The 24,651-nt window shown below is 41.2% G+C and carries 21 protein-coding genes, 1 tRNA gene and 2 pseudogenes; 16 read left to right on the top strand and 8 right to left on the bottom strand.

The annotated features are described in order from the left end of the window. Positions 1 to 485: 485 nt before the first annotated feature. Positions 486 to 575: pseudogene (locus tag M1F14_RS09105) on the bottom strand (Arm DNA-binding domain-containing protein); the annotation flags it as partial. A 577-nt stretch (positions 576 to 1,152) separates the two neighbouring features. On the opposite strand from M1F14_RS09105, the gene M1F14_RS09100 reads away from it, so the two are divergent. Together M1F14_RS09100 and M1F14_RS09095 are read left to right on the top strand one after the other, a co-directional pair. Beyond that, positions 1,153 to 1,689, top strand: coding sequence for a GNAT family N-acetyltransferase (locus tag M1F14_RS09100; protein WP_042845323.1), 537 nt, complete (start codon positions 1,153 to 1,155; stop codon positions 1,687 to 1,689). Positions 1,690 to 1,727: 38 nt separating this feature from the next. After that, a complete protein-coding gene (locus tag M1F14_RS09095) occupies positions 1,728 to 2,462 on the top strand; it encodes a bifunctional 2-polyprenyl-6-hydroxyphenol methylase/3-demethylubiquinol 3-O-methyltransferase UbiG (RefSeq protein WP_042845325.1) in 735 nt (244 codons plus the stop codon). A 484-nt stretch (positions 2,463 to 2,946) separates the two neighbouring features. Here the strand turns inward: M1F14_RS09095 and M1F14_RS09090 are convergent, their stop codons facing one another. Together M1F14_RS09090 and M1F14_RS09085 are read right to left on the bottom strand one after the other, a co-directional pair. Further along, on the bottom strand, positions 2,947 to 3,477 hold the full coding sequence (locus M1F14_RS09090) for a GNAT family N-acetyltransferase (RefSeq protein WP_071548321.1): 531 nt from the start codon (positions 3,475 to 3,477) through the stop codon (positions 2,947 to 2,949). A gap of 394 nt (positions 3,478 to 3,871) precedes the next feature. Continuing rightward, a complete protein-coding gene (locus M1F14_RS09085) occupies positions 3,872 to 4,483 on the bottom strand; it encodes a hypothetical protein (RefSeq protein ID WP_181468692.1) in 612 nt (203 codons plus the stop codon). Between the two features lie 289 nt (positions 4,484 to 4,772). Between M1F14_RS09085 and M1F14_RS09080 the strand changes: the two are divergent. Further along, a pseudogene (locus M1F14_RS09080) lies at positions 4,773 to 5,132 on the top strand (site-specific integrase); the annotation flags it as partial. 15 nt (positions 5,133 to 5,147) lie between these two features. Here the strand turns inward: M1F14_RS09080 and M1F14_RS09075 are convergent. Beyond that, a tRNA-Arg gene (locus M1F14_RS09075) sits at positions 5,148 to 5,224 on the bottom strand. Between the two features lie 187 nt (positions 5,225 to 5,411). Between M1F14_RS09075 and folD the strand changes: the two genes are divergently transcribed. The 5 genes from folD to fruA all read left to right on the top strand — a co-directional run bounded on the left by folD (position 5,412) and on the right by fruA (position 10,724). Further along, a complete protein-coding gene (gene folD / locus M1F14_RS09070) occupies positions 5,412 to 6,269 on the top strand; it encodes a bifunctional methylenetetrahydrofolate dehydrogenase/methenyltetrahydrofolate cyclohydrolase FolD (protein WP_042845338.1) in 858 nt (285 codons plus the stop codon). Positions 6,270 to 6,286: 17 nt separating this feature from the next. After that, complete coding sequence (gene ybcJ / locus M1F14_RS09065; protein ID WP_042845339.1) at positions 6,287 to 6,499, top strand: ribosome-associated protein YbcJ; 213 nt, start codon at positions 6,287 to 6,289, stop codon at positions 6,497 to 6,499. 405 nt (positions 6,500 to 6,904) lie between these two features. Beyond that, a complete protein-coding gene (fruB, locus tag M1F14_RS09060) occupies positions 6,905 to 8,077 on the top strand; it encodes a fused PTS fructose transporter subunit IIA/HPr protein (RefSeq protein WP_166686108.1) in 1,173 nt (390 codons plus the stop codon). After that, complete coding sequence (gene fruK, locus M1F14_RS09055) at positions 8,074 to 9,018, top strand: 1-phosphofructokinase (RefSeq protein WP_042845343.1); 945 nt, start codon at positions 8,074 to 8,076, stop codon at positions 9,016 to 9,018. Before fruB ends, fruK begins: the two co-directional genes overlap by 4 nt. An 11-nt stretch (positions 9,019 to 9,029) precedes the next feature. After that, positions 9,030 to 10,724 carry a PTS fructose transporter subunit IIBC gene (gene fruA, locus M1F14_RS09050; protein ID WP_048608053.1) on the top strand — a complete coding sequence of 565 codons (1,695 nt, stop codon included), beginning with the start codon at positions 9,030 to 9,032 and terminating at the stop codon, positions 10,722 to 10,724. 672 nt (positions 10,725 to 11,396) lie between these two features. Here fruA and cysS read toward each other — a convergent pair. Beyond that, positions 11,397 to 12,785, bottom strand: a complete 1,389-nt coding sequence (cysS, locus tag M1F14_RS09045) for a cysteine--tRNA ligase (protein ID WP_042848089.1) — start codon at positions 12,783 to 12,785, stop codon at positions 11,397 to 11,399. A gap of 269 nt (positions 12,786 to 13,054) precedes the next feature. Between cysS and ppiB the strand changes: the two genes are divergently transcribed. The 5 genes from ppiB (at position 13,055) to M1F14_RS09020 (ending at position 17,390) form a co-directional block, all read left to right on the top strand. Further along, positions 13,055 to 13,549, top strand: coding sequence for a peptidylprolyl isomerase B (gene ppiB, locus M1F14_RS09040; RefSeq protein ID WP_042848090.1), 495 nt, complete (start codon positions 13,055 to 13,057; stop codon positions 13,547 to 13,549). Positions 13,550 to 13,559: 10 nt separating this feature from the next. Then, positions 13,560 to 14,285: a UDP-2,3-diacylglucosamine diphosphatase gene (gene lpxH / locus M1F14_RS09035; RefSeq protein WP_042848091.1), complete on the top strand. Its 726-nt coding sequence runs from the start codon at positions 13,560 to 13,562 to the stop codon at positions 14,283 to 14,285. 149 nt (positions 14,286 to 14,434) lie between these two features. Beyond that, a complete protein-coding gene (gene purE, locus M1F14_RS09030; protein ID WP_048608054.1) occupies positions 14,435 to 14,950 on the top strand; it encodes a 5-(carboxyamino)imidazole ribonucleotide mutase in 516 nt (171 codons plus the stop codon). Then, positions 14,950 to 16,032 (top strand): 5-(carboxyamino)imidazole ribonucleotide synthase, encoded by a 1,083-nt coding sequence (gene purK / locus M1F14_RS09025; protein ID WP_181468693.1) that lies wholly within the window; start codon positions 14,950 to 14,952, stop codon positions 16,030 to 16,032. The genes purE and purK overlap by 1 nt, the downstream gene beginning before the upstream one ends. Positions 16,033 to 16,151: 119 nt before the next feature. Further along, the gene (locus tag M1F14_RS09020; protein WP_129466313.1) at positions 16,152 to 17,390 is read left to right on the top strand and encodes a CynX/NimT family MFS transporter; all 1,239 of its coding nucleotides are present in this window, start codon (positions 16,152 to 16,154) and stop codon (positions 17,388 to 17,390) included. A gap of 129 nt (positions 17,391 to 17,519) precedes the next feature. On the opposite strand, the gene M1F14_RS09015 is transcribed toward M1F14_RS09020, so the two are convergent. The 3 genes from M1F14_RS09015 to ybbA form a co-directional block, all read right to left on the bottom strand. After that, on the bottom strand, positions 17,520 to 18,890 hold the full coding sequence (locus M1F14_RS09015) for an esterase-like activity of phytase family protein (RefSeq protein ID WP_181468694.1): 1,371 nt from the start codon (positions 18,888 to 18,890) through the stop codon (positions 17,520 to 17,522). A 214-nt stretch (positions 18,891 to 19,104) separates the two neighbouring features. After that, complete coding sequence (gene ybbP / locus M1F14_RS09010) at positions 19,105 to 21,552, bottom strand: putative ABC transporter permease subunit YbbP (RefSeq protein ID WP_048608057.1); 2,448 nt, start codon at positions 21,550 to 21,552, stop codon at positions 19,105 to 19,107. Next, the gene (gene ybbA, locus M1F14_RS09005) at positions 21,549 to 22,235 is read right to left on the bottom strand and encodes a putative ABC transporter ATP-binding protein YbbA (RefSeq protein ID WP_042848102.1); all 687 of its coding nucleotides are present in this window, start codon (positions 22,233 to 22,235) and stop codon (positions 21,549 to 21,551) included. The genes ybbP and ybbA overlap by 4 nt, the downstream gene beginning before the upstream one ends. On the opposite strand from ybbA, the gene tesA reads away from it, so the two are divergent. From tesA to M1F14_RS08990, 3 genes are all read left to right on the top strand, one after another. After that, entirely contained in the window at positions 22,203 to 22,844 is a 642-nt protein-coding gene (tesA, locus tag M1F14_RS09000; protein WP_042848104.1) for a multifunctional acyl-CoA thioesterase I/protease I/lysophospholipase L1, read from the top strand. The two genes, ybbA and tesA, sit on opposite strands and share 33 nt — an antisense overlap. Before the next feature lie 79 nt (positions 22,845 to 22,923). Beyond that, the gene (locus M1F14_RS08995) at positions 22,924 to 23,727 is read left to right on the top strand and encodes an SDR family oxidoreductase (protein ID WP_042848107.1); all 804 of its coding nucleotides are present in this window, start codon (positions 22,924 to 22,926) and stop codon (positions 23,725 to 23,727) included. Positions 23,728 to 23,787: 60 nt separating this feature from the next. After that, on the top strand, positions 23,788 to 24,645 hold the full coding sequence (locus M1F14_RS08990; RefSeq protein WP_042848109.1) for a co-chaperone YbbN: 858 nt from the start codon (positions 23,788 to 23,790) through the stop codon (positions 24,643 to 24,645). The last annotated feature ends 6 nt before the right edge of the window (positions 24,646 to 24,651 follow it).

Here is a 24,651-nt window from a genome sequence, read left to right as displayed (position 1 = left end):
AAGTGTGTGCTGCTATCAACATCAATTACTGTTGGGTAGGCGTTACTGAAATTAGAAATTACAATCTTTGCTTATTGATTTACATTCATTAAATAGCATTTTAGAGCTATCAGACTTATCCAAAACGGGGGGCCGCTATTCGGGATTTTATTGGTAACGGTCATCTCTAATAGCTCTAAGGGAGTATAAACAACGGTAGGCTTCTCCTTAGCGATACCAAAAACTGGAATTAACATACATAACCATATTATTTTCTTTATATTTTTATATCCATTAATATTACCAATAAATGATTTAATCAAAATCGCTATCATGTTGAACGGACCTATTTTTTGTCTTATAAAAAGATATGGTCGACACTACTCGATTGTTATCCACTAGAAAACAGAAAGCACTGCGCCCTATGGTGTGTAAGAATCTCACGCTATCAGCTCTAATGTGAATATCTACCATATCAATGACTGGCTTCTCACACATTACAATTATACATATAAAGCCAGCCTTTTATCTTTACCAGCATATCTATATTTTATACGCCAATACTTAGAGCCATTCGGGGTAACTTCTAAATACATGGCTAAAGCCGCGACAGAAAAACCCATCAATTATCTACAAATATCTTTTCAGCAAGACTGATACAGTAAGTATTGATATCGTATTTGAAAGAGCACTAATTCACCACACTAATGATTACAATGGTAATTATAATGAAATCCATAGAATTCTAAATGATTATGGGTATTTTATTATTCAGGATAGAAGCATGAAAATGTTGCCCTATCGGGTGGAGAACAACACTTACGTGGTTTCCTCTTTGAATGCTTTCCAAACTGATTGAAATTGGAGCTATACGCAGTCCAATTCAGCAACAAATTGAAACTGTATTACAGCAATATGGCTTCAAACTTGTTTCCTCACAGTTTTTTTGTGAGGCACAACGTGTTTATGAAAACTTTTCTTCCCTAGAGCGAGATATTAGCGCTCGTACAAACCGCTCCATTTGCATGAGTTAGATAATAATGAAATTACCTTTTTAATGAATACATTAACCCCACTTATCCAGAATTATTAAATAATATTATTGGTATATTTGGGGCGCCAAAAAAATTATTGATTCTATTTACTTTTATTTCTAGCACTTCAAGAGACTCTATGACTATCCAATATTTCAGTCGCCATACATCGCAGTTATCTAATGACCAAAAAGAGGTTATCTACACTTTGTTATATCAAAGCTTTGACTGTGATTTTTCTCGAGATGACTTTCAGCATGCTTTAGGCGGCATGCATATTTTAGCTTACGACCAAAAACATGTTGTTGGCCACGTATCCATTGTTCAGCGCAATATGGCATTAGGTCATCACCCAGTCACTGTCGGTTATGTTGAAGCCATGGCAGTATTAGAAAGTTATCGCCGCCAAGGTATTGGTCGACAGCTCATGCAGGAAACCAACAAAATTATAGAAAACTGTTATCAACTCGGCTTACTTTCTGCATCTGAAGAGGGTTTTCCTCTATATCAATCAGCAGGATGGCATGTTTGGGAAGGAAAGCTGTATGAACTTAAACAAGGCTCTTATATTCATTCCATTGATGAAGAAGGCGGCGTTCTTGGGTGGACAAAAGATAAAACGATTGATTTTTCCCAACCACTCTATTGCGATTTTCGCAGTGGTGATCAGTGGTAACAGCTTGAAGATAATTTATAACGATACTGAGACTATCTATGAAAGAACAGAATATTTATGATAACCCCATTTTTTTTAAAAATTATCAAACATTAAGGGTCAATGATACGGGCCTTAATGGCATCATAGAAGAACCTGCATTAAGGGCTCTATTACCTGATTTAAAAGGTAAAATAATTCTCGATTTGGGATCTGGCTTTGGTGATTTTGCACGGTACGCACACAGCAAAGGGGCGAAAAAAGTTTACGGTATTGAGCTTTCAAGTAACATGATAGAACAAGCCAGAAAACTGACCCAAACCGATGATATTGAATATATTCATGCGTCAATGACTGACCCTATGACTTTCGATGAACGTTTTGACTTTATTATTTCCTCCCTCGCAATCCACTATATCGAAAACTTTAATCAGCTCGCAAGCGAAGCATATTCTCACCTCAAAGAGGGTGGGAAATTTGTATTCTCTGTGGAACATCCGATGTGTACCGCACATGCTTCTTCATTTATGAAAAATGAATCTGGTGAATTTATCTGTATGCCTGTCGATAATTATCAGAATGAGTCTATACGTCATACCTCATGGTTTGTCGATGACGTTATTAAATATCACCGAACAGTCGAAAGTTATATTATGGGATTACTCAATGTGGGATTTGTGATTGATGCTCTTAAAGAGCCTAAAGTCATCAATGAAGCCCTATTGGAAAAACCGGAAGCTGAAATTTTTAATCGATATTCACCTTTTTTAATTATTAGTGCACACCGTTTGTAATAGCAAAGTTGTAATATCCGCTCTGAGTTAAGTTAAGGTGTCCATCACGTAGGATCACCATCAAGGGGTTCACATGACGGCTTATAGAGCGGAGTTTTTTACATTGGAAGATGAACAAAGAAAGCGTAAAATCAGTTAACCCACTGAATTTTAGGCATAAAAATAGACATAATTTGAAGTCTACAGGATTCAATATAAAGACATACCTCATTAATTATAAACATTTTATATTCATTCAATTTCGTATCATGCTTCCAATTATGTCCCCTTTTTATTTTGTGACTCAAAAATTAAGAGGTTCAGGCTTCAGTTTTCCCAAAGCCACCAGCATTGCAAAATATCATCAATTGGTAATTTCATTGCAGATAATGAAATACCAACCGGAAATAGTTCTACTCGTGTTTTCCACGACTTCGTTTCAAACGGAACTGTAAAATTAACACCGGTACGACTTCAAATTTAATCAGCTATTAATCAATCTTATTTAAACTTTACTTTCAGGGTTTAGCTTGAACATGATGGTTGTTGATTCAAGGTCGCCATGAATTGATTGAGCGAATTCAGGGATTTCACCACTAACCTGCCATCCTAGAGAGGTATATAAGCTAACAGTTATTCCTTTGGTATTTGTATCTAATGTTAGAAGTGTCAATCCTGTTTCCCATGCTATTTGCTCAGCCGCTAGCATTAATCTCCTTGCGAGACCTTTGCGCCTGTAATCAGGTAATACCAATAATTTACAAATTTCTCCTCGGTGTTTGCCATTTGGCTTTGTACACAAATCAAGTCCAACAACACCAACGATTTTATTATCTACCTCTACTGAGATAAGTTTAAAATTGTTTGTTGATAAAGAGTGATTGACACCAACCCAATAATTTTTCATATCACCTATTTGATCTTTTGCGTCAGTATATCCAACACTAGCCCCACCAAGGACGCATCTATACAATAAATTGGTCAGCTCATCTATTTTGTTATCGCTTATTTTGTCACTATAACAACGTATAATCATATTTGCGCCTCAATAAGGGTCTCATTGCACAATAAGTTAGTAGATTAACTATGAATTAATTGAGCACACAAGTAACTAAAATTTTATAGATATATTTGAAACTCCTCGGTAACTTCGGAGCAGCTGAACTGGTCATCTTAAAGAGGAACAATGAAAGGTAGGTAACTAATTTGTGGGTTAGTCTAAAGATGTGAAATGTCCTCTTTAGATTTTCCGATTTCAAATCGGCTTATGATACTAACTTTTACTAAGCAGTAACTATCTGCGCCCCTGTTAGCTGATAGCCATTAAACCTCTGTAGCTTTATGAGTAAATTATTAAAATAATAGTTCGTAATTAATTGTTAAATATCAGGCTAAGAGGATATTATAATTTTAATTACGAACTATAGTAACTATTCTAAGAAAAATGAAACATCAATACTCCCTCGATAGCTTCCCGCTTTGATATTTCCATTATGACAAAGGTTGAAATATAATGTTTCTTTAGTGCTACTATTTGACATATTCCCTAACTTAATACGGTCATAATATGGAATAGCATTACCATTTCCATTTCTACAAATATCTGGGGTAGATGCTGCTCTTGAGGTTACAATATATGGCCTTTCTGTTGAATCCGCTGTATTGACACTAAGTGAGTCCAAGGCCATTCCAGCCAAATTTGTGCCTGAATTATTTCCCGAACTTGTTTCCCTATGTAATTGCTGATTAGCTGAAACTACCATTAAAAGCTTACCTGCTGTTACACAATTAATATGCATACTCGCAAGTTTAGTTTCAAGCAATTGATTCTGTTTTCTCCCCGCAAGTTGATTACCAAATTTAATATCAGTCGAGCTAAGAGGAGCCACGGTACAAGAATCTAATGCCTCAACACTTAAACACTCGTTATCTAAAAAGTAGGGGAATAAATGTGCCCACCCTGAGATTTTTCTATATAAATCAATTTTATATCCAAAAGCAATAGACTCACCAGGCAATAATTTATATCTGCCTTTAACCACTGAGGCATCTCCATTTATCGAATGCTATACGTGTAAACTCTTTAGCGCTTATTCATGAACTATAATCACGAAAATCTGAAAATTGACAGATATTTGCTACTCCATCATGCCAATTAGATATCATAGAATTCAGTTCTTTGTCATTTTCGATTGCGCCATTATCAATCTTGCTAGTTTTTTTATTTTATGGAAACGGTTATTAGGTAACTTATTGATATTTAAAAAGAGTGCTTGTTTTCACTGTGGAATTAATTCCCAGAGGACAAATTTGTCTTGCGGTTACTTTTGGTGGTTATTTGTTCACCCTGAATCCAAAAAGAGACCAGACGGAACATTAACGCCAAGCGTTAGAAAAATGCGAGTTGATTCTAACACAGCATGGAGAGCCGCACTTAAAAGAGCAGGAATAGAAAACTTCCGCTTTCATGATTTGCGGCATACATGGGCTAGCTGGTTAATTCTGTCTGGCGTCCCGCTTTCAGCACTTCAAGAAATGGGCGGATGGGAAAGCATAGAAATGGTCAGAAGATATGCACATCTTGCACCTAATCATTTAAGTGAACACGCTAGACATATTGATACTATTTTTGATGATAACGGCACAATTACGACACAAGGAGGAAATCAAGCAGGATTCAAATTGGCATAACTCATTGATTTTAAATGGTACGCCCTACAGGATTCGAACCTGTGACCTACGGCTTAGAAGGCCGTTGCTCTATCCAACTGAGCTAAGGGCGCATTGATAATGCAGGTAGCCTATATGGCTGATGGCGTTGAATTATACGGTTGCTGAGCGCCGAGTCAATGGCTTTTCGCTACTAAAATTACTAGATGCTCAATTTATGTAACAGTTTGAACTGACAATAGTGTGAAGTTCTGACAAAATAGAGATATTACCGTGTCTCATATATGGATTAAGTTACAGATGTTAGCAAAAATTATTGATGGGAAAACGATTGCGCAGACAATTAGGCAAGAAGTTGCCCAAAAAGTACAGTTACGTTTAGAACAAGGAAAACGTGCTCCAGGGCTTGCCGTTATTTTAGTCGGTGCCAACCCTGCCTCGCAAATCTATGTTGGCAGTAAGCGTCGTGCTTGTGAAGAAGTCGGTTTTATTTCGCGTTCCTATGATTTACCTGATACAACGTCAGAAGCGGAATTACTAAAACTGATTGACGATTTAAACCAAGATACCCAAATTGATGGGATCTTAGTTCAATTGCCATTACCTGCGGGCATTGATAACGTTAAAGTTATTGAACGCATTCATCCAGACAAAGATGTTGATGGCTTCCACCCCTACAATGTCGGTCGCCTTTGCCAGCGAGCACCTCGCTTACGCCCTTGCACACCAAGGGGCATCGTTACGTTGCTAGAACGCTATAATATCAATACACACGGTTTAAATGCCGTTATTATTGGCGCATCTAACATCGTTGGTCGCCCAATGAGCCTAGAGCTACTATTAGCAGGTTGCACCACAACCGTTACCCATCGTTTTACCCAAGACTTAGAACAACATGTGCGCAATGCGGACTTACTTGTTGTTGCGGTTGGTAAGCCTAATTTTATTCCAGGAGAGTGGATTAAACCTGGTGCTATCGTTGTTGATGTTGGTATTAACCGTTTAGAAAATGGTAAAGTAACAGGGGATATTGATTTTGATGAGGCGTCAAAACGCGCATCTTGGATAACCCCCGTTCCCGGTGGAGTTGGGCCAATGACCGTAGCAACCCTGATTCAAAACACGTTACAAGCGTGTGAAGAGTACCACGATATTTAATGTAATCTGGAGCAACAATGGAAATTTTCAATCTTGATGGGCATCCGCACGTCGAACTGTGCGATTTGCTAAAAATTCAAGGCTGGGCTGAAAGTGGCGCAATGGCTAAGGCAATGATTGCTGATGGCTTAGTACAAGTCGACGGCCTCGTTGAAACACGTAAACGCTGCAAAATTTTGGCTGGAAAAACCGTTTCAATGGGTAGTGAAACAGTCAGAGTTGAAGAATAGTTTATTTGGGTAAGCTGAGCCAGTCAGCTTACCCACCTCCCTCTTTACCCCCCATCATAACACCCCTTTATCTGTTAGCTCATTTCCAAGTAAACCATCAACAATTTATTTTGAGATATTTTTTATCCCCTGCCTTTTTAAAAAAACATTATTCTTTGTTTTTGATAAGAAAACAATTTCAGCAACACTTCAGCTCGCAATAAAACTCTCCTTATAAAACGTATTTATTTAAGTTAAAAAGTTTAACTTAGATCTCAATTTCAACATAATTTTCTTCTATTCCATAGACAAGACTAAACGATTCAGCTATCGTTGTTAACGATAACATGATTAACAAGCAATCAGATCTGCTCGTAAGCATTCTTTCTGGCTGGTCCGGTTATCACTAAATAATCAGGAGAAATTATGTTTAGCCTATCAATTAATGATATCCATCTTGCTGCATCAGCAACTGACAAAAAGAGTGCCATTGAACAAGTGGCTCTAGCATTAGAAAACTCAGGTTATGTTAAAAGTGGTTATGTACAAGGGATGCTTAATCGAGAACTGCAAGCCCCCACTTTTTTAGGCAATGGGATTGCTATTCCTCATGGGACAACAGACACTCGAGACCAAGTATTAAAAACGGGTTTCTCTGTATTCCAATTTCCTCATGGTGTTGAATGGGGCGATGGGCAAACTGCTTACATTGTCATTGGTATTGCAGCTCAATCTAATGAACATTTAGAATTGCTTCGCCAATTGACCCACGTTATTAGTGATGAAAATATTGCGCAAGCAATGGTAAAGGCAAATACACCTAAAGCACTAAAGCAATTATTAATGGGAGAAAGCCAAATTCAGCCATTAAAATTTGACGATACGATGGTTACTATTAATGCCCATGCAGATAATATTAATACACTGAAAATACAAAATATTATTAACCTACAAAATGCCCAAATAGTGAGTACTGACTTTATTACGCAAGTGCTCACTGAAACACCTTATTACCTTGGACAAGGTATTTGGCTAAGTGATAGCCCTGTTGGGAACATTCAAAATGGTATTGCGTTATCGGTCGCCAAAAACACCTTTCATTTTCAAGAGCATCCAGTCAAAGCCTTAATCACCATTTCTTATGCGAATAACCAAGTTGAGTCATTTCTATCAAAAGTAAGTCAGTTATTACAAAACCAACAAATCAGTCATATTTTAAAAAATGATAACGTTAACTCTTTAGTTTCACGCTTTACAAATGAACAAAACACAAACTCCCCTTCCCCCTCCGATTCACTTATAGAACCAAGCCAGTCTGGGATCACTCAAGATTTTACCATTATGAATCCACATGGCTTGCATACTCGTCCAAGTACCCTGTTAGTCAGCACTATTAAAAAATTCGAAAGCACAATCACCGTCAGTAACCTTGATGGGACAGCAGTACCTGTTAATGGGCGTAGTTTAATGAAAATAGTCAGTTTAGGCGCTAAATGTGGCCATCGTTTACGAATTCACGCAGAAGGAGTTGATGCACAGCAAGCGATAAGCACGATTGGCGAAGCCATTAATTCCGGACTTGGAGAACAAATTCCATGAGTAGAAGAGTTGCAACTATCACTTTAAACCCAGCTTATGACTTAGTTGGTCTGTTAACTGATATCCATCGTGGTGATGTGAATTTAGTTAAAACTGCAGGTCTTCACGCAGCAGGAAAAGGGATCAATGTCGCCAAAGTACTTAAAAATTTAGATATTGATGTCACCGTCGGTGGTTTTTTAGGAAAAGAAAACCAAGATGGCTTTCAAAAAGTCTTTAGTGAAACGGGTATCGCGAATCGCTTCCAAGTCGTTGAAGGACGTACACGAATTAATGTGAAACTCACAGAGCAAGCTGGGTCTGTGACTGATTTCAATTTTTCAGGTTTTAGCATTACCAAAGCAGATTGGCAGCGTTTCGTAACAGACTCACTAAGCTGGGCTGGGCAATTCGATATGATTTGTGTTAGCGGAAGTTTACCTCAAGGCGTCGACTTAAATGATTTTACCCAATGGATGCGCCGCCTGCGTGAACAATGCATGTGTGTGATTTTTGATAGTAGCCGCGAAGCCTTTGTCGCAGGCTTAAAAGCATTACCTTGGCTAGTCAAACCCAATCACCGTGAATTAGAAATTTGGGCAGGCAGAGCACTATCTACCCATCAAGAAATTGTTGAGGCCGCGAATCAGCTCCGGCAGCAAGGTATTGCCCATGTTGTCGTTTCTTTAGGTGAAGAAGGTGCTATGTGGGTTAACGCATCAGGGGCTTGGTTTGCAAAACCACCTAAATGCGAAGTTATCAGTACTGTTGGTGCCGGAGACTCCATGGTTGGCGGGCTAATCTATGGCTTATTAATGAGCCAAACTAGTGAACATACCTTACGTCTTGCTACAGCGGTATCCGCACTCGCAGTCTCACAACCTAATGTCGGTGTTACTAACAGAGCTCAACTTGCACGCATGATGGCTCAAATTGACTTACAGCCGTTTACAGTAGAATAAGGGTAAACATGATGAAAATACTAATCGCTCCGAGTCATCAACAAGGTCCTGCTATTGTCTGGCTGGCTATTGATGCCTTAAAAAAAATATCTGCTAGCCAAAATATTACGTTTACAGAACAACTTTCAGATGCCGATATTATCATTTGTTTTGAAAATCAACTACCTGATAACTTTACTTGCATTGATAAAAAAGTTTATTTTGGCCTTCCTGAACACGCAATTAGGCAACCTGCTGAATTTCTTTCAGCAGCTCTTAGCCAAGCTATATTCTTAACAGAAAATGCTTCAGCACCTTCTCATTCATCTCCTCTATCTGTTCTGGCAGTTACCGCCTGCCCTACAGGGGTTGCACATACCTATATGTCAGCAGAAGCTCTTGAAACTGAAGCCAAAAAACGTGGCTGGCATATAAAAGTAGAAACTCGAGGTTCCGTCGGTGTAGGAAACGAAATTACACCAGAAGAAATAGAACGAGCCGATCTTGTTATCGTCGCGGCAGACATTGAAGTCAATGTTGATAAATTTGCGGGGAAAAAAATGTACCGCACCTCCACCAGTGCGGCATTGAAAAAAACAGCTCAAGTAATGGATAAAGCTATAGAAGAAGCGAGTCTATTCACGCCACAATGTGGAACCCCCTCCTCGCAATCACATAAAACCAATGAAAAACGTGGAATATATAAACACTTACTCACTGGAGTGTCTTATATGCTTCCGATGGTTGTTGCCGGAGGTCTGTGCACCGCACTGTCATTTGCTTTTGGTTTGGACGCTTCCAACATTGAAGGGTCACTGGCTTGGGCACTTAGCCTAATTGGTGGACAAACAGCTCTCGCGTTGATGGTGCCAGTGCTATCCGGTTATATCGCCTACTCTATTGCTGATAGGACTGGTTTAACGCCAGGTCTAGTCGGCGGTGTACTTGCAACCACTTTAGGTGCTGGGTTCTTAGGTGGGATTATTTCTGGCTTCCTTGCGGGTTACAGTGCTCATTTTATTAGTACTCGATTAAAATTACCGCAAACAATGGAGGCACTAAAACCAATTTTAATCGTGCCACTAATTTCTACCTTAGTGACCGGCCTAGCCATGATCTATGTAATAGGGCATCCCGTCGCTTGGTTAATGGATTGGCTAACAAACTGGCTAAATACGATGGGAACCACCAATGCCGTGATCTTAGGGGCGATTCTCGGTGCAATGATGTGCACTGACATGGGAGGCCCGGTCAATAAAGCTGCCTATGCTTTTGGTGTGGGACTGTTAAGTTCACAAACTTATGCGCCAATGGCAGCGATTATGGCAGCAGGAATGGTTCCCCCTCTAGCAATGGGTATTGCAACCTTTTTGGCTCGTCATAAATTTGTTCCAGCAGAACGTGAGGCAGGCAAAGCTTCATTTGTTCTAGGATTATGCTTTATTTCTGAAGGAGCCATTCCCTTTGCAGCAAAAGACCCTATCCGTGTTCTCCCTGTTTGTATCATTGGTGGCGCAATAACTGGAGCGTTATCCATGTACTTTGGTATTCAGTTGATGGCACCTCACGGGGGTCTATTTGTGCTGTTAATACCCGGAGCCATTAATCATGTATTGATGTATTTATTCGCGATAGTAGTTGGCACAGTGGTTTCAGGTGTGCTTTATGCCATTGTCAAAAAAGCAACCCCTAAAGAAGCTCAACAAGAAATGGCAAGTATCGCTTAGTCATACCAATTTAAGTTCCATTCCTAGTCCCTGTTGGTAGTCTTATTCCCCCCTTAATTGGGGGGCTTTTATCTAGAACAAAATAAAAACGGTTAGATATCACTACCTAACCGCTTAAATATCTAACGCTTTATTTTTAACTCAATTTATATTTGAAATTAACACTTATTAATACACTAAATAGTTCGTGTTGTGGCTAGGCGCCGAACGCGGATAACTTGGGGAGCACACAAAAGTATGTGACCCAAGTAGCCAAGTGATGGCAACACCGCTACAGCGTGAAGTTGACTCTTATTAATACGCTAAATAGTTCGTGTTGTGGCTAGGCACCGAACGCGGATAACTTGGGGAGCATACAAAGGTATGTGACCCAAGTAGCCAAGTGATGGCAACACCGCCACAGCGTGAAATTAACACTTATTAATACGCTAAATAGTTCGTATTGTGGCTAGGCACCGAAAGCGGATAACTCGGGGAGCATACAAAGGTATGTGACCCAAGTAGCCAAGTGATGGCAACACCGCCACAGCGTGAAATTAACACTTATTAATACGCTAAATAGTTCGCGTTGTGGCTAGGCGCCGAACGCGGATAACTTGGGGAGCATACAAAAGTATGTGACCCAAGTAGCCAAGTGTGGCAACACCGCCACAGCGCGAAATATGACGCGTATTATTTGCGACGCCACGTAGTGCCAGCCGCACCATCCTCCAACACTACCCCCATTGCAGTAAGTTCATCACGCGCCGCATCCGCTTGTGCCCAATCTTTATTCTGACGCGCATCTAAACGTTGTTGAATTAATGCCTCAATTTTTGCCACTTCCCCATCATCTTCAGTCTGTGCGCCACCTTTTAGGAAGCTTTCTGGGTCTTGTTCTAACAAACCTAGAACACCGGCTAGCTCACGAAGTTGTGCCGCCATCCCATTGGCCGCTGACATATCTTCTGATTTCAAGCGGTTTACTTCACGCACCATATCAAACAATACAGAATAGGCTTCTGGAGTATTAAAATCGTCATTCATCGCTTCAATAAAACGAGCTTTAAATTCTTCACCGCCAGCTGGTACAGCTGATTTATCGGTGCCTCGTAATGCGGTATACATGCGCTCAAGTGCTGTACGAGCCTGCTTTAAATTTTCTTCGGTATAATTGAGTTGGCTACGATAATGACCAGATAACAAGAAATAACGTACCGTTTCTGCATCGTAATACTCAAGCACATCACGAATAGTAAAAAAGTTATTGAGAGATTTAGACATTTTCTCTCTATCAACCATCACCATCCCTGAGTGCATCCAATAATTAACATATGGGCCATCATGGGCACAGGTAGATTGTGCAATTTCGTTTTCATGGTGTGGGAACATTAAGTCAGAGCCCCCACCGTGAATATCAAAATGGTTACCTAACGTTTTGCTATTCATCGCGGAACATTCAATATGCCAGCCTGGGCGACCTAAACCCCAAGGTGACTCCCAACTAGGTTCACCTTGTTTGGACATTTTCCACAACACAAAATCCATTGGATTTCGTTTAACATCCGCAACTTCAACGCGTGCACCCGCTTGCAGTTGTTCTAAATCTTGGCGCGACAATAAGCCATAATTCGGGTCAGTTTTTACCTCAAACATGACATCGCCATTACCTGCAACATACGCGTGTCCACGTTCAATTAAACTTTGGGTTAATTCAATAATTTCACTAATATGACGTGTTGCACGTGGCTCGCTGTCTGGGCGCAAGATATTTAAAGCATCGAAATCTTTATGCATTTCAGCCAGCATACGCGTTGTCAGCGCTTCAACGCTTTCATTATTTTCCGCCGCACGTTTAATGATTTTATCGTCAATATCAGTCACATTACGAACATAATTCAAGTCATAACCTAAATAACGTAAATAACGGCTAATTGCATCAAACGCTACAAATGTACGGCCATGACCGATATGACACAAGTCGTAGATAGTGATGCCACACACATACATCCCAATCTTACCTGCGTGGATGGGCTTAAACTCTTCTTTTTGGCGACTTAGTGTATTAAAAATTTGCAGCATCTGAACTTTTCCATTTTATTTGAAAAATGATTATCGATTTCTATCGATAAAATATCATGTTATTGAACCCCGTTCACCTTAAGAATGCAAGGGTTTAACCTACCTTTACTATCGGTTTTTTCATTGTATTTAAGACGCACCTATTATGCTATAAAACAGCTACAATGCGTACTGCTGCTTCAAGTCAGGTTTTATCTGTGATATAAACTTGCTGATCTCAACGCTTTCGCAAGATAGCGCATAAAAAACAATTATTCAGGATAGCTATTATGGTTACATTTCATACCAATCACGGTGACATTGTTATCAAAACCTTTGACGATAAAGCCCCCGTCACAGTCGAAAACTTTTTAACTTATTGTCGTGAAGGTTTCTACAATAATACCATTTTCCATCGTGTTATTAATGGTTTCATGATCCAAGGTGGTGGTTTTGAGCCCGGCATGGAACAAAAAAACACTAAAGCTCCTATCAAAAATGAAGCTAACAACGGTGTCAAAAACAGCCGTGGTACATTAGCAATGGCTCGTACCAACGACCCACATTCTGCAACCGCACAATTTTTTATTAACGTTGTTGATAATGACTTCTTAAACTTCCGCTCAGAGCGCCCTGATGGCTGGGGTTACTGCGTATTTGCAGAGGTTGTTGAAGGCATGGACGTTGTCGACAAAATCAAAGGGGTATCGACTGGTCGCAGTGGGTTCCACCAAGACGTTCCTCGTGAAGATGTAATCATTGAGAAAGTGACAGTTAGCGAGTAAGCCTGAGCGCATGTCCACTTATATCATTGCAGATTTGCATTTGAGTGAAGATGAACCGGCGATCACCGCCGGTTTTATTAATTTTATTCAACAGCAAGCCATCCACGCCGATAGCCTGTATATCCTCGGTGATTTTTTTAATTATTGGGTGGGTGATGATGATCAAGGCCCGCTTCATCAACTTGTTGCTAACGAATTAAAAACACTGACAAGTCAGGGAGTCCCTTGCTATTTCATTCACGGAAATCGGGATTTTTTGATGGGTAAACGTTACGCCAAACAATGTGGCATGACTATTTTGCCCCAAGAAACATTGCTGGAACTTTATGGTAATCGCATTTTGATTTTACACGGTGATACTTTATGCACTGATGACGCCGCTTATCAAAACTACCGTAAAAAAGTCCATACTCCATGGGTTCAACGTATTTTTCTTGCACTTCCCTTATTTATTCGCCGCCGCATTGCCCAAAAAATGCGCCAAAATAGCCAGTATGCAAGCAGTATGAAAGCAGAATCCATCATGGATGTTAATCCTCAAGCGGTTATTGACGCACTAAAAAGGCACCAAGCCCAATGGATGATCCACGGTCATACCCACCGCCCTGCTATTCATGAAATCAATATTGGTGGTAAAGTTCATTTTCGTGGCGTGTTAGGTGCATGGCATCATGAAGGTTCTGCCTTTGTTATCAATCAACAAGGTATCGAACTCATTTTCTTCCCATTCGAATAACGCTTCTGCAACTTCTTGGTTGTAAACACAACTGATTGCCTATTTATTAATCACGCAAACGTTTTCCTTGCTGCTTTGTCGTGATATGATCGGCACAATTCAATTCTCCGCCTTCGGGTGACGTTTTTTTCAATACAGGAAAGCACCAAATGACCGCCCAAGCTTCTGATCAATCTGCGGCAAAAATCGCCATTGTTATGGGTTCGAAAAGTGACTGGACAACCATGCAGCATGCTGCTGATGTGTTAACCGAGCTCCAACTCCCTTTTCATGTCGAAATAGTCTCAGCACACCGCACCCCAGACAAACTGTTTTCTTTCGCTGAAAATGCGAAAGAAAATGGCTTTGATGTGATTATTGCCGGTGCTGGCGGAGCCGCTCATTTACCGGGTATGTTAGCAGCGAAAACCTTAGTTCCTGTATTTGGCGTTCCTGTACAAAGTGCTGCACTCAGTGGCGTCGATAGCCTCTATTCTATCGTACAAATGCCCAAAGGGGTCCCCGTTGGGACCTTAGCTATAGGCAAAGCAGGCGCTGCCAATGCGGCTTTATTAGCCGCTCAAGTACTCGCAATCAGTGACTCCGTCGTTTTCAATCGCCTCGCTGCATGGCGTGCGACGCAAACTGATGATGTGTTAAACAACCCAGATCCGAGGGAAGCCTAATGAAGCCCGTCTGCGTTCTTGGTAATGGCCAATTAGGCCGAATGCTTCGCCAAGCGGGCGAGCCATTAGGTATCGCTGTTTTTCCTGTTGGCCTTGATGCGGAACCTGAGGCGGTTCCTTATCAACAAAGCGTGATCACTGCGGAAATTGAACGCTGGCCTGAAACCCCATTAACAAAAGAACTCGCACGTCATAACGCTTTTATTAATCGTGATATTTTTCCACGCCTAGCGGATAGGTTCCCACAAAAAAGCCTATTTGATAGCTTGCAGCTTGCAACGGCGCCTTGGGCACGGCTTGAGTCACCAGAACAATGGCCTGAGCTATTCGCTACGTTAGGGGACTTTCTCATCGTCAAGCGTAGAACTGGCGGTTACGATGGCCGAGGGCAATGGAGAGTGCGCCCCGGCGATGAAACTCAATTGCCCGCAGAAATTTATGGTGAGTGCATCGTTGAGCAAGGCATTCCCTTTGATGGCGAAGTGTCTGTGATTGGCTCACGCAACCAAGCAGGGGAGTCCGTTTTCTACCCAATCACCCATAACCTTCATCAAGAAGGGATCTTGCGTACCAGCGTCGCTTTCCCTAAATCTGCTACTCCATTACAAGCGCAAGCGCAGGCGATGTTAAGTGCAGTCATGGATGAATTAGGTTATATCGGTGTCATGGCAATGGAATGTTTCGTGGTTGGCGATAACTTACTTATCAATGAGATTGCCCCTCGCGTTCATAATAGTGGGCATTGGACTCAAAACGGTGCCTCCATTAGCCAATTCGAATTACATTTAAGGGCAATTTTAAACTTGCCGATGCCATCCCCTGAGGTTTATAGCCCTGCGGTTATGGTCAACCTTATTGGCACTAATATCAACCTTGACTGGCTTAAACTACCGCTTATTCACCTACACTGGTATGAAAAAGAAGTACGCCCTGCCCGTAAAGTTGGTCATTTAAATTTAGCCCATAATGATTACCAGCAACTTATTTCAACCCTTAATAGCCTAATTCCGCTTTTACCAAATGAGTACAAAAGTGGCATTGAGTGGGCAAATGCAAAATTAGACTGGCACTCTCAGCAATAAATAGCGAAAATAACGCTTAATCGATGCCCGAACATGTTTTCGGGCATTCTGCTATTTTTGGCCGTCACCCAATCAATACGTATCCTGGTTTCAAGGTGTGCGGCATTACCGGAGTTAATATGTCCTCGCAGCCTTTTAGTCCGCTTTATCAATGGTGCATTCTCATCCTTTTAGGGCTGGTTTACTTTTTAGCCACCGCAACAACCTTTACCTCTTTGGGTGTGGTACTACCGGAGATGATAAGCGAACTTAAATGGAGCTGGAGCGAAGCAGGCTTCGGTTTTACTTTACTCGGGTTAACCTGTGGTCTCGCCAGTTTTCTCCCTTCACTTCTTATCCGTAAAATGGGGGTACGCACCACTTTACTGTTGGGAACATTGGTCTTTATCACGGGTTTTTATAACTTATACTCCACACATACCATCAGTACTTATTTTCTTGGCACTGCACTAATTGGGATAGGTTTTACCCTACTGGCTACCGTTCCAGGGACTTATGTCCTCTCACGGTTATTTGAAAAACAATCTCTCGCCTTTGGGATGTATTTCACCATAGGCGGGTTAGGTGGCGTAGCAGGCCCATGGATCTACTTTTATGCCTCTAATCAGCTCGGCTCATGGCGTATGCATTGGGTACTTTGCGCCGTTTACCTGAGCATTGTTACTTTAATCACGATTTTTATGTTGCGCGAAGGCAAACAAGAACAAGCTCATGCAAAAAAAGTGATGCAAAAACAAGTGAGTGATGCCAATAAACCCATTTATCGTACTGCTGAAGTATGGACTGTCGGCAGAGCACTGCGTACATGGCAATTTTATTTAATTGCAGCAACCTACACCTCTTTTTTATGGTGTGGCATTACTGTCAACAGCTTTGCCGTGGCACATATTGAAGAGCGCGGGTTTGGTATGACCGTTGCAGTTTCATTACTTAGTACAATGGCATTTGTTAATGCATTCTCAAGGTTTATTGGTGGAGCTGCTGGTGAATGGTTAGAACCTAAAAAACTATTAATTGGTAGTCTAATCATTATGGTACTTGGCGTGGTTTTCCTAAGCATTGCGACATCTTGGTTATGGCTCATTTTATTCGTACTGTGTGTCGGTGTTGGGTATGGTATGACCTTCCTTGCATCGAGTGTTCTGCTGTCTAACTATTTTGGTCGTGGCCCTTATTTAGAATTGTTTTCCGTGGTAAATTTAATTTCTACTATTGCCTGTTTGGCCCCTTTTATCGCCGGCGCAATAAAAGATTTTACAGGCAGCTTCACCCCAGCATTTTTAATTATTGCTGCCCCTGTTGTCGTTATTTTACTGCTAACATTGATGATGAAGCCCCCTGTACTCAATACCCAATAAAAAATCCCGAGACTCTAGCTCGGGAAAGATTAAAACCAAGGGAAAATAAGCTAAAAGACCAGATATTGGATCAACACATGCGTATCAGTTTATGCCACCCAACATCGTGTTAAAGTGGCATAAAATAAATTAAGGTTTTAGTAACTCAGGGACTTTCAGTAAAATAAATTCGTTGTCATCCGCTTTATTAGGGTCACGGCTCGATGAGAATGGGAAATTATTGTCATTCCCCACAATAATATGTTCATCATCCACAATATCCACATTTTCAATAGTAAAGAATGGGAAGGTAAATACGCCCTCGTTTAACGCCTTTCTTGCTTGGTTATTCGGGTCTTTAATCTGCATCAAATCTATATATGCTTGCTTATCGACCGCACCGCCTACATTTTTATCCGAGAACTCAATGCGATATACGCGTTTAAATTTCGCTAAATGACTAAAACAATTTTCAGTCTTACTACTACCCGCTGCACATGCCTTGTCAGCTGTCCCTTCGCCATTATCACGCTCAATAATTAAACCGTGGGTATCATCAATTAAATTGAAATCACCAATCGCATTTTGGTTATCTTCAAAGACATACAACCAACTTCTGCCTGTCCAACCTTGTTTCTTGACATCAAATTCCAAAATGCGAGCGGCTCGCTTACCATCCACACTTTCATAGTCTTGCTTTTTATCGTCCCAAATTGCCCCTTCTAGCATCGGATATAATTTTGAGCCATCCGGTGATGATGCCATCCCTTCGAAACCTTTTGAGCGATTAACTTGAAAAGCCACTGTATCAGATGGTTTGCCTGGTGTTGTTACTTGGTAGTGATCTGGAGAAATCACTTTTCCCCCATTCACTTGGGTTTCAAACAATGCCAAGACTTTACCATCAAGGTCCATCTTGATTAAATAAGGGCCAAATTCATCACCTACCCATAACGCACCATCAGCAAACTGAAAGCTTTCTGGGTCGAAATCACTCCCCGTCAAATAACGTTCTTTTGAGTCTTCATTAATAATATGAAAAGGAATAATTTTATTTGGGTCATGGAAGAAAACGGTTTTCAATGGTGTCGTTTTACCTGATTTAAAATCAATATCATATTGCGTGATATATAACATAGAATCTGGTGAATTTACTTTGTTACCAAAGCCGTTATCAGTCAAAACCCAATAAGTACCATCAGCCATATGCTTGATACCTGAATGACCTTGCCGCGGTTGACCTTTAATTGGAATAGACATCCCTGTTGGTCGATCAGCAGATTTACCTTCGACTTTACCGAGAGTATCAACACGAGTCCCCGTAGTAAATTTACCGCTAACTTGTAAACCTGAAGGCGCATTGTGTGGCGCTGAAACCGTTGAATCAACAGGCAAAATAGAATGCCCAGCCAGCGTTGCTGGTACTTCCTGTTGAGCGAACCCTGAAATGCTAAAAGTAATTAAACTTGCCAACAAAGATAAAGAACCGAACTTACGCTTAATAGAATTGTTATATTGCATTGTTATATTTCCACTGTATGACCATCAATAATAGACAGCGGAATCATAACTATAGTGAATGACAATTTTGTGATGAATTAAAGACAGTTATTTGACTAGAGACACCAACAAACGGCCTGCTATGATTAAGGGCAAGCAAACAGCACTCATACTTGCCCCTTTATTTAAGTTAACTTTTAGCATTACAGACCGCCTAACGCTAAAAATCACCCTGTTAACTATTTGGTAGCCGCCTGTGCTGGTTTCCTGTTCCAACCAGACGCAGCCCCAGCCACCCGCCACAAATAGATAACAATAAGGCGGCACTTAAAGGGAGTAATACCCACATACGCCACTCGGGTTGCCATGGAAAATCAAATACTTTACTTTGCAGTAACCATAACGCGATTTCTGCGCCAAATGCAGCCGCAAGACCCGCCATTAAACCAAGTAAAGCAAATTCACTCCACAGTGTTCTTCGCATCAGTTTTTTACTTGCACCGAGGGTGCGATAAACAACCAACTCACGTTCGCGCTGACTCATTCCCACTTGGATCTGCGCTAATAGCAACAGTATTCCACAGAAGATAACCAACACAACCATTACTTCAAGAGCTTGGCTGACTTGCTGAAGAATTTGCTGGATCTGTGTGATAATCGCCCCAGTATCAAGGACATTAATAGTTGGATACTGACGACTAAGTTGTGTCAATAACTGACCATCGCCTTCGTAATGGAAGCTACTTAGCCAAGTTGCTGGCATGGCCGATAACGTTTCTTCTGAAAAAATAAAATAGAAGTTTGGCCGTAAACTTTCCCAATCAACAGTACGAATACTGCTTACTGTTGCCGAAAACACCTGAGCACCTGCGTTAAAAGTAAGTTTATCGCCGATTTTTAAACCTAGCTCTTTAACCACCGTCTGTTCAATTGAAACTTCACCCGCTTTAGGTGGCCACGTCCCTTCATCAACTACATTCGCAGGGGCTAATTCCGATTGCCATGTTAAACTTAATTCACGCCTAACCGTATTATTATTGGGATCTCGCTCATCTGCCCATTCAATAGCAGATTGATCGTTAATATCCGTTAAGCGTGCAAGTACCACAGGGTTAAACTCTGTCGGTTTAACTTGGTACTGTGCAAGTAATTTTGTCACAGGCTCAAGCTGTGAGTGATTCATGTTGATCAAAAAATAATTAGGGCTATCCGCAGGAAGTTGCTGCTGCCAACGATCAAGAAGATCACCGCGCACTAAGATCAATAACGCCAATAACATAAACGATAATGAAAATGCACTCATCTGAGTAATCGTTTGTAGTGGTTGCCTTAGTAACCGGCTCACAGAAAGACGTAAGCTAAGCTGGCGGAATTTAATATGTCGAAGCCCCCATAGCCCTAGCCAACCAATTAAAGCCAATAAAATAGCAACAACCACAATCCCTGCTAGAATCGACCATAACAGTGGGTTTACCCCCGCAAAGATAAATAAACCACCAACAACAATGAATACTACGATAGGTAAATAATAATATAGTGGCCAAACAGGAGACTGAGCATCATCCCGTAATACCCTTGAAGGCTGAGTTGCCATAAGTTGGTAATAAGGCCGGCTACCAACAATAATAGCAATAATAAATAGGGTACCTACAGCCCAAACCCAAGGCATTAAGCTTGCTGATGGAAGTTCTTTCGGTAACATGGCCCCAAGGATTTGCATTAAAATGCCTTCAAAAGCCAACCCTAATAATGAGCCGAGTAGTGCCGCAGCAATTAAGATCACCAACCATTGGCCAATAATCCATTTCCGTAACGCATTTCGCCCTGCACCTAAGGTTTTAAGCACTGCTATTAACTGGTGACGGCTGCGACAATAATGGGTCATAGAAACCACTACCGCGGCAATGGCTAACAATAAGGTTAATAAAACTGACAGTAACAAGAACTGTTGCGCCCGCTGGAAGGTTTTTCCGACCGCCCCGTTATTCTCACTTAAAGTATACCAACGTTGGTCACTTCGGAGCTGTTGATCAAATTTTTGTTGAAAACTGCTGACCATGTCGGTATCACCAGCAAACATATCGCGATATGTTAAACGGCTCCCCAATTGAATTGCCCCTGTTAATGGTGCATCTTCAATCGCAATTAATACCCTTGGCGCTATTTGAAATGGATTAAAACCGCTATCAGGTTCTTGGAGCAATTTACCTGAAATTTTAAGTGTGGCATCACCAATATCGAGGCTATCTCCAACTTTAAGTCCCAATAACTCAAGTAGCCGTGGTGCAACTAAAACCTGCCCTTGTCTAGGCTGTAAGCCTTCAGGTTCAGTTACTAACCCACCATAGAGTGGGTAAGCGTTATCTGCGGCTTTGACTAGTACCAGTTGCGGCCTTGCATCTTCATCTTCGGTTGCATATGCCATCGTCGAAAATGAAATCTGCTGGCTCAGCTGTAGCCCTGTATTTTTCGCTTCTTGCAACCATTTTGGGTCAGCGGGGTGTGAAGAACGTAAAACTAAATCACCAGCCAGTAACTCACGGCTTTGGTAACTCATACTATTTTCAATACGATCACTAATGCGCCCCAACGCTAATACGCAGGCAACAGCAAGCGTCAATGCAAGCCAAACAATAAGTAGCGATGGTGTTTTCCATTCACGCCAAAACCAACGCCAAATCATATTTCTTCCCTCAATTGCCCATCAACTAACCGTAAACGACGCTGGCAACGAGCGGCTAATTCGTTATCATGAGTGACTAAAATTAAGGTTGTGCCATGGTCTTTATTCATAGCAAATAATAAATCAGCAATTTTATCCCCAGTATGGCGGTCTAAATTCCCCGTTGGCTCATCTGCAAACAAAATTTTCGGGCGCCCATTAAAAGCGCGAGCTAATGCAACCCGTTGCTGCTCCCCTCCTGAAAGCTGAGCCGGCATATGATTAAGGCGTTTCCCTAGCCCTAATTCAGCCAGTAAATCAGCGGCTTGTTGGTAGCTTTTTGATTCAGATTCACCACGTAATAAGGCAGGTAGCTGCACGTTTTCAACCGCATTTAATGTTGGAATAAGCATAAAAGACTGGAAAACAAAACCGACACTTTCAGCACGTAAACGCGCACGTTGTTCTTCATCCATACGGGTTAGCTCTTGCCCTAGTAAACTAACCGTGCCACTAGAACCATCATCTAAGCCTGCGATGATCCCCAATAGGGTCGATTTTCCAGATCCAGACTCGCCAATTAAAGCAATTGTTTGACCGGGCTCGACAATTAGCTCAACACCTTGCAATATAGTCAGTTCATGTTCACCTTGACCAACACGTTTAATGAGATGATGAACTTCAAGAATATTATTCGCCGACATATATTGGTTTTTCTCCTGTTACTAACCGCGAGTGGACACGCACTGGCGTCAACTAAGTTATTGATCTTAGGGGATAGCCTGAGTGCAGGCTACCGTTTACCGGCTGAGCAGGCTTGGGCCTCGCTACTTGCCGACCGTTGGCAGAAACTGTCACCGCCCATTGCAGTTATTAATGGCAGCATCAGTGGGAATACCTCAGCACAAGGGCTTGAACGCCTTTCTACCTTACTTACACAAAACAAACCAAACTGGGTTCTGATTGAATTAGGTGCCAATGATGGCTTACAAGGCCTCCCTGTTGAGGATCTCGAAACTAATTTACAGCAAATTATCGACCAAATAGAGCAATCTGGTGCAAAACCGCTCTTAATGCAAATTCGTATTCCACCCAATTATGGAAAACGTTATACAACAAGCTTTGAAAAAGTTTATCCCAAACTTGCTGAAAATAATAAAATACCTTTATTACCATTTTATATGGAAACGGTGATTACAAAGCCTGAATGGATACAACAAGATGGTATTCATCCTACAGTAGAAGCCCAACCATCAATTGCTGATTTTATGGAAAAGCAACTTTCTGCGCATATTTTACCGCCTAAGCAGTAAAATAATGGCTAAACTCAGAGTATAAAAGCCCTCTTTTATACTCGAAATAATTTAAATTGCATGGAATCAAGGTAAAGTTATGCAAACATCAGCACGAAACAAAAAATCAATCTTGGTTACCGGAGCATCGAGTGGTATTGGCTTTTGTGCTGCACAAACCCTACGCCAGCGTGGTTACCATGTTATTGCCGCTTGTCGAAAAGAAAGCGATATTTTACGCCTTCAAGCACTTGGCTATGACACGGTCTCCCTTGATCTTAATGATAACAATAGCATAGATGCTGCGGCACAAACTGTATTATCTCTCTGTAACCATCGGCTTTTCGGATTATTCAATAACGCAGGGTTTGGCGTATATGGGCCTTTAAGTAGCATTAGTCGCGAGCAACTCGAAGCGCAATTTTCCACCAATTTTTTTGGTGTCCACCAGCTTACCTTACAATTACTCCCTTCCATGCTAGAGCACCATGAAGGCCGAATAATTCAAACTAGCTCCGTAATGGGCATTATTTCGACCCCTGGCCGCGGGGCCTATGCAGCCAGTAAATATGCCCTTGAAGCTTGGTCAGATGCATTACGATTAGAGCTAAAAGGTAGCGGTGTATTTATCAGCTTAATTGAACCCGGCCCTATTCATACTGCATTTACCCAAAATGTCGAACAAACTCAAAAAGATAAACCCATTCAAAACCCAGGGATTGCTTCTCGCTTTACATTAACGCCAGAGCATGTGGTTGAGAAACTAATCCATGCTTTAGAAAGCCCACGCCCCAAAGTACGCTATTCAGTCACATTATTAACCGTTGCCGTGCGTATACTTAAACGTATTCTACCCGACAAATTAATGGATAAAATACTGGCAAATCAGGGGAAAAAGGCTTGAAAAAAGCAAAATCAGCCCCACTCTACTATTAATGTTAAAAAAATTCTAAAGAGATACCTTATGTTTGCTAACGCTCAAATTATCGATATCAACGAAACTAACCTGCATCAAGTCATTGAACAATCAATGAACTTACCTGTCATGTTTTATTTTTGGTCCCCTCGCAGCCCACACTGCCAAGATTTTGGTACCCTGTTGGAAAAAATCACCAATGACTATGCAGGTTTATTTATTTTAGCTAAAGTTAATTGTGATGAAGAACAAATGATTGCAGGTCAATTTGGCTTAAAAGCAATCCCAACCGTCTATGTATTGCAAAATGGTCGCCCCGTCGATGGCTTTGAAGGGCCACAACCTGAAGAGGTTGTGCTAGAAATTTTATCTCGGGTACTCCCTAGCCCAGAAGAAATGAAAGCGGCGCAAGCCGCGGAGCTAATCGCGGAAGGTAAAGCACAAGAAGCATTACCATTATTAAAAGAAGCTAACCAACTTAACCCTAAAAATAGTGACATCACACTATTATTGGCAGAAACACAAATTAGCTTAAACTTAGTTGATGATGCCCAAATCACCCTGAATAGTGTTCCATTACAAGATAAAGACAGCCGTTATCAAGGTTTAGTTGCTCAGATTGAATTGCTGAAACAAGCTGCAGATACCCCAGAAATTCAACAATTGCAGGATGAATTTAACCAAGAACCACAAAATACAAATTTAGCGGTACAATTGGCATTAAAACTCCATGAAGTGAACCGTAATGAAGAAGCACTGGAATTATTATTTGGCTTCTTACGTAAAGATTTGGGTGCTGGTGAAGGTGCCGTTAAAAAAACTATGATGGATATCATGTCAGCAATGGGTACTGGCGATGCGTTAGCAAGTAAATATCGCCGCCAAGTTTATTCATTACTTTATTAATTAAGA

This window comes from Providencia sp. PROV003, from assembly GCF_045040775.1.
Taxonomy (GTDB): Bacteria; Pseudomonadota; Gammaproteobacteria; order Enterobacterales; family Enterobacteriaceae; genus Providencia; species Providencia huashanensis.
Note: the sequence above shows the minus strand (reverse complement) of the source record. Positions and strands in the feature narration are given on the sequence as shown.

Excerpts from the sequence above, each read along its gene's own strand:
- folD (WP_042845338.1), top strand. The coding sequence starts at position 5,412 with ATGTTAGCAAAAATTATTGATGGGAAAACGATTGCGCAGACAATTAGG.
- M1F14_RS08995 (WP_042848107.1), top strand. The coding sequence starts at position 22,924 with ATGCAAACATCAGCACGAAACAAAAAATCAATCTTGGTTACCGGAGCA.
- M1F14_RS08990 (WP_042848109.1), top strand. The coding sequence starts at position 23,788 with ATGTTTGCTAACGCTCAAATTATCGATATCAACGAAACTAACCTGCAT.
- ybcJ (WP_042845339.1), top strand. The coding sequence starts at position 6,287 with ATGGAAATTTTCAATCTTGATGGGCATCCGCACGTCGAACTGTGCGAT.
- M1F14_RS09015 (WP_181468694.1), bottom strand. The coding sequence starts at position 18,890 with ATGCAATATAACAATTCTATTAAGCGTAAGTTCGGTTCTTTATCTTTG.
- fruB (WP_166686108.1), top strand. The coding sequence starts at position 6,905 with ATGTTTAGCCTATCAATTAATGATATCCATCTTGCTGCATCAGCAACT.
- cysS (WP_042848089.1), bottom strand. The coding sequence starts at position 12,785 with ATGCTGCAAATTTTTAATACACTAAGTCGCCAAAAAGAAGAGTTTAAG.
- fruK (WP_042845343.1), top strand. The coding sequence starts at position 8,074 with ATGAGTAGAAGAGTTGCAACTATCACTTTAAACCCAGCTTATGACTTA.
- ppiB (WP_042848090.1), top strand. The coding sequence starts at position 13,055 with ATGGTTACATTTCATACCAATCACGGTGACATTGTTATCAAAACCTTT.
- M1F14_RS09095 (WP_042845325.1), top strand. The coding sequence starts at position 1,728 with ATGAAAGAACAGAATATTTATGATAACCCCATTTTTTTTAAAAATTAT.
- fruA (WP_048608053.1), top strand. The coding sequence starts at position 9,030 with ATGAAAATACTAATCGCTCCGAGTCATCAACAAGGTCCTGCTATTGTC.
- M1F14_RS09020 (WP_129466313.1), top strand. The coding sequence starts at position 16,152 with ATGTCCTCGCAGCCTTTTAGTCCGCTTTATCAATGGTGCATTCTCATC.
- ybbP (WP_048608057.1), bottom strand. The coding sequence starts at position 21,552 with ATGATTTGGCGTTGGTTTTGGCGTGAATGGAAAACACCATCGCTACTT.
- purK (WP_181468693.1), top strand. The coding sequence starts at position 14,950 with ATGAAGCCCGTCTGCGTTCTTGGTAATGGCCAATTAGGCCGAATGCTT.
- purE (WP_048608054.1), top strand. The coding sequence starts at position 14,435 with ATGACCGCCCAAGCTTCTGATCAATCTGCGGCAAAAATCGCCATTGTT.
- lpxH (WP_042848091.1), top strand. The coding sequence starts at position 13,560 with ATGTCCACTTATATCATTGCAGATTTGCATTTGAGTGAAGATGAACCG.
- M1F14_RS09100 (WP_042845323.1), top strand. The coding sequence starts at position 1,153 with ATGACTATCCAATATTTCAGTCGCCATACATCGCAGTTATCTAATGAC.
- ybbA (WP_042848102.1), bottom strand. The coding sequence starts at position 22,235 with ATGTCGGCGAATAATATTCTTGAAGTTCATCATCTCATTAAACGTGTT.
- M1F14_RS09090 (WP_071548321.1), bottom strand. The coding sequence starts at position 3,477 with ATGATTATACGTTGTTATAGTGACAAAATAAGCGATAACAAAATAGAT.
- tesA (WP_042848104.1), top strand. The coding sequence starts at position 22,203 with ATGATGAACTTCAAGAATATTATTCGCCGACATATATTGGTTTTTCTC.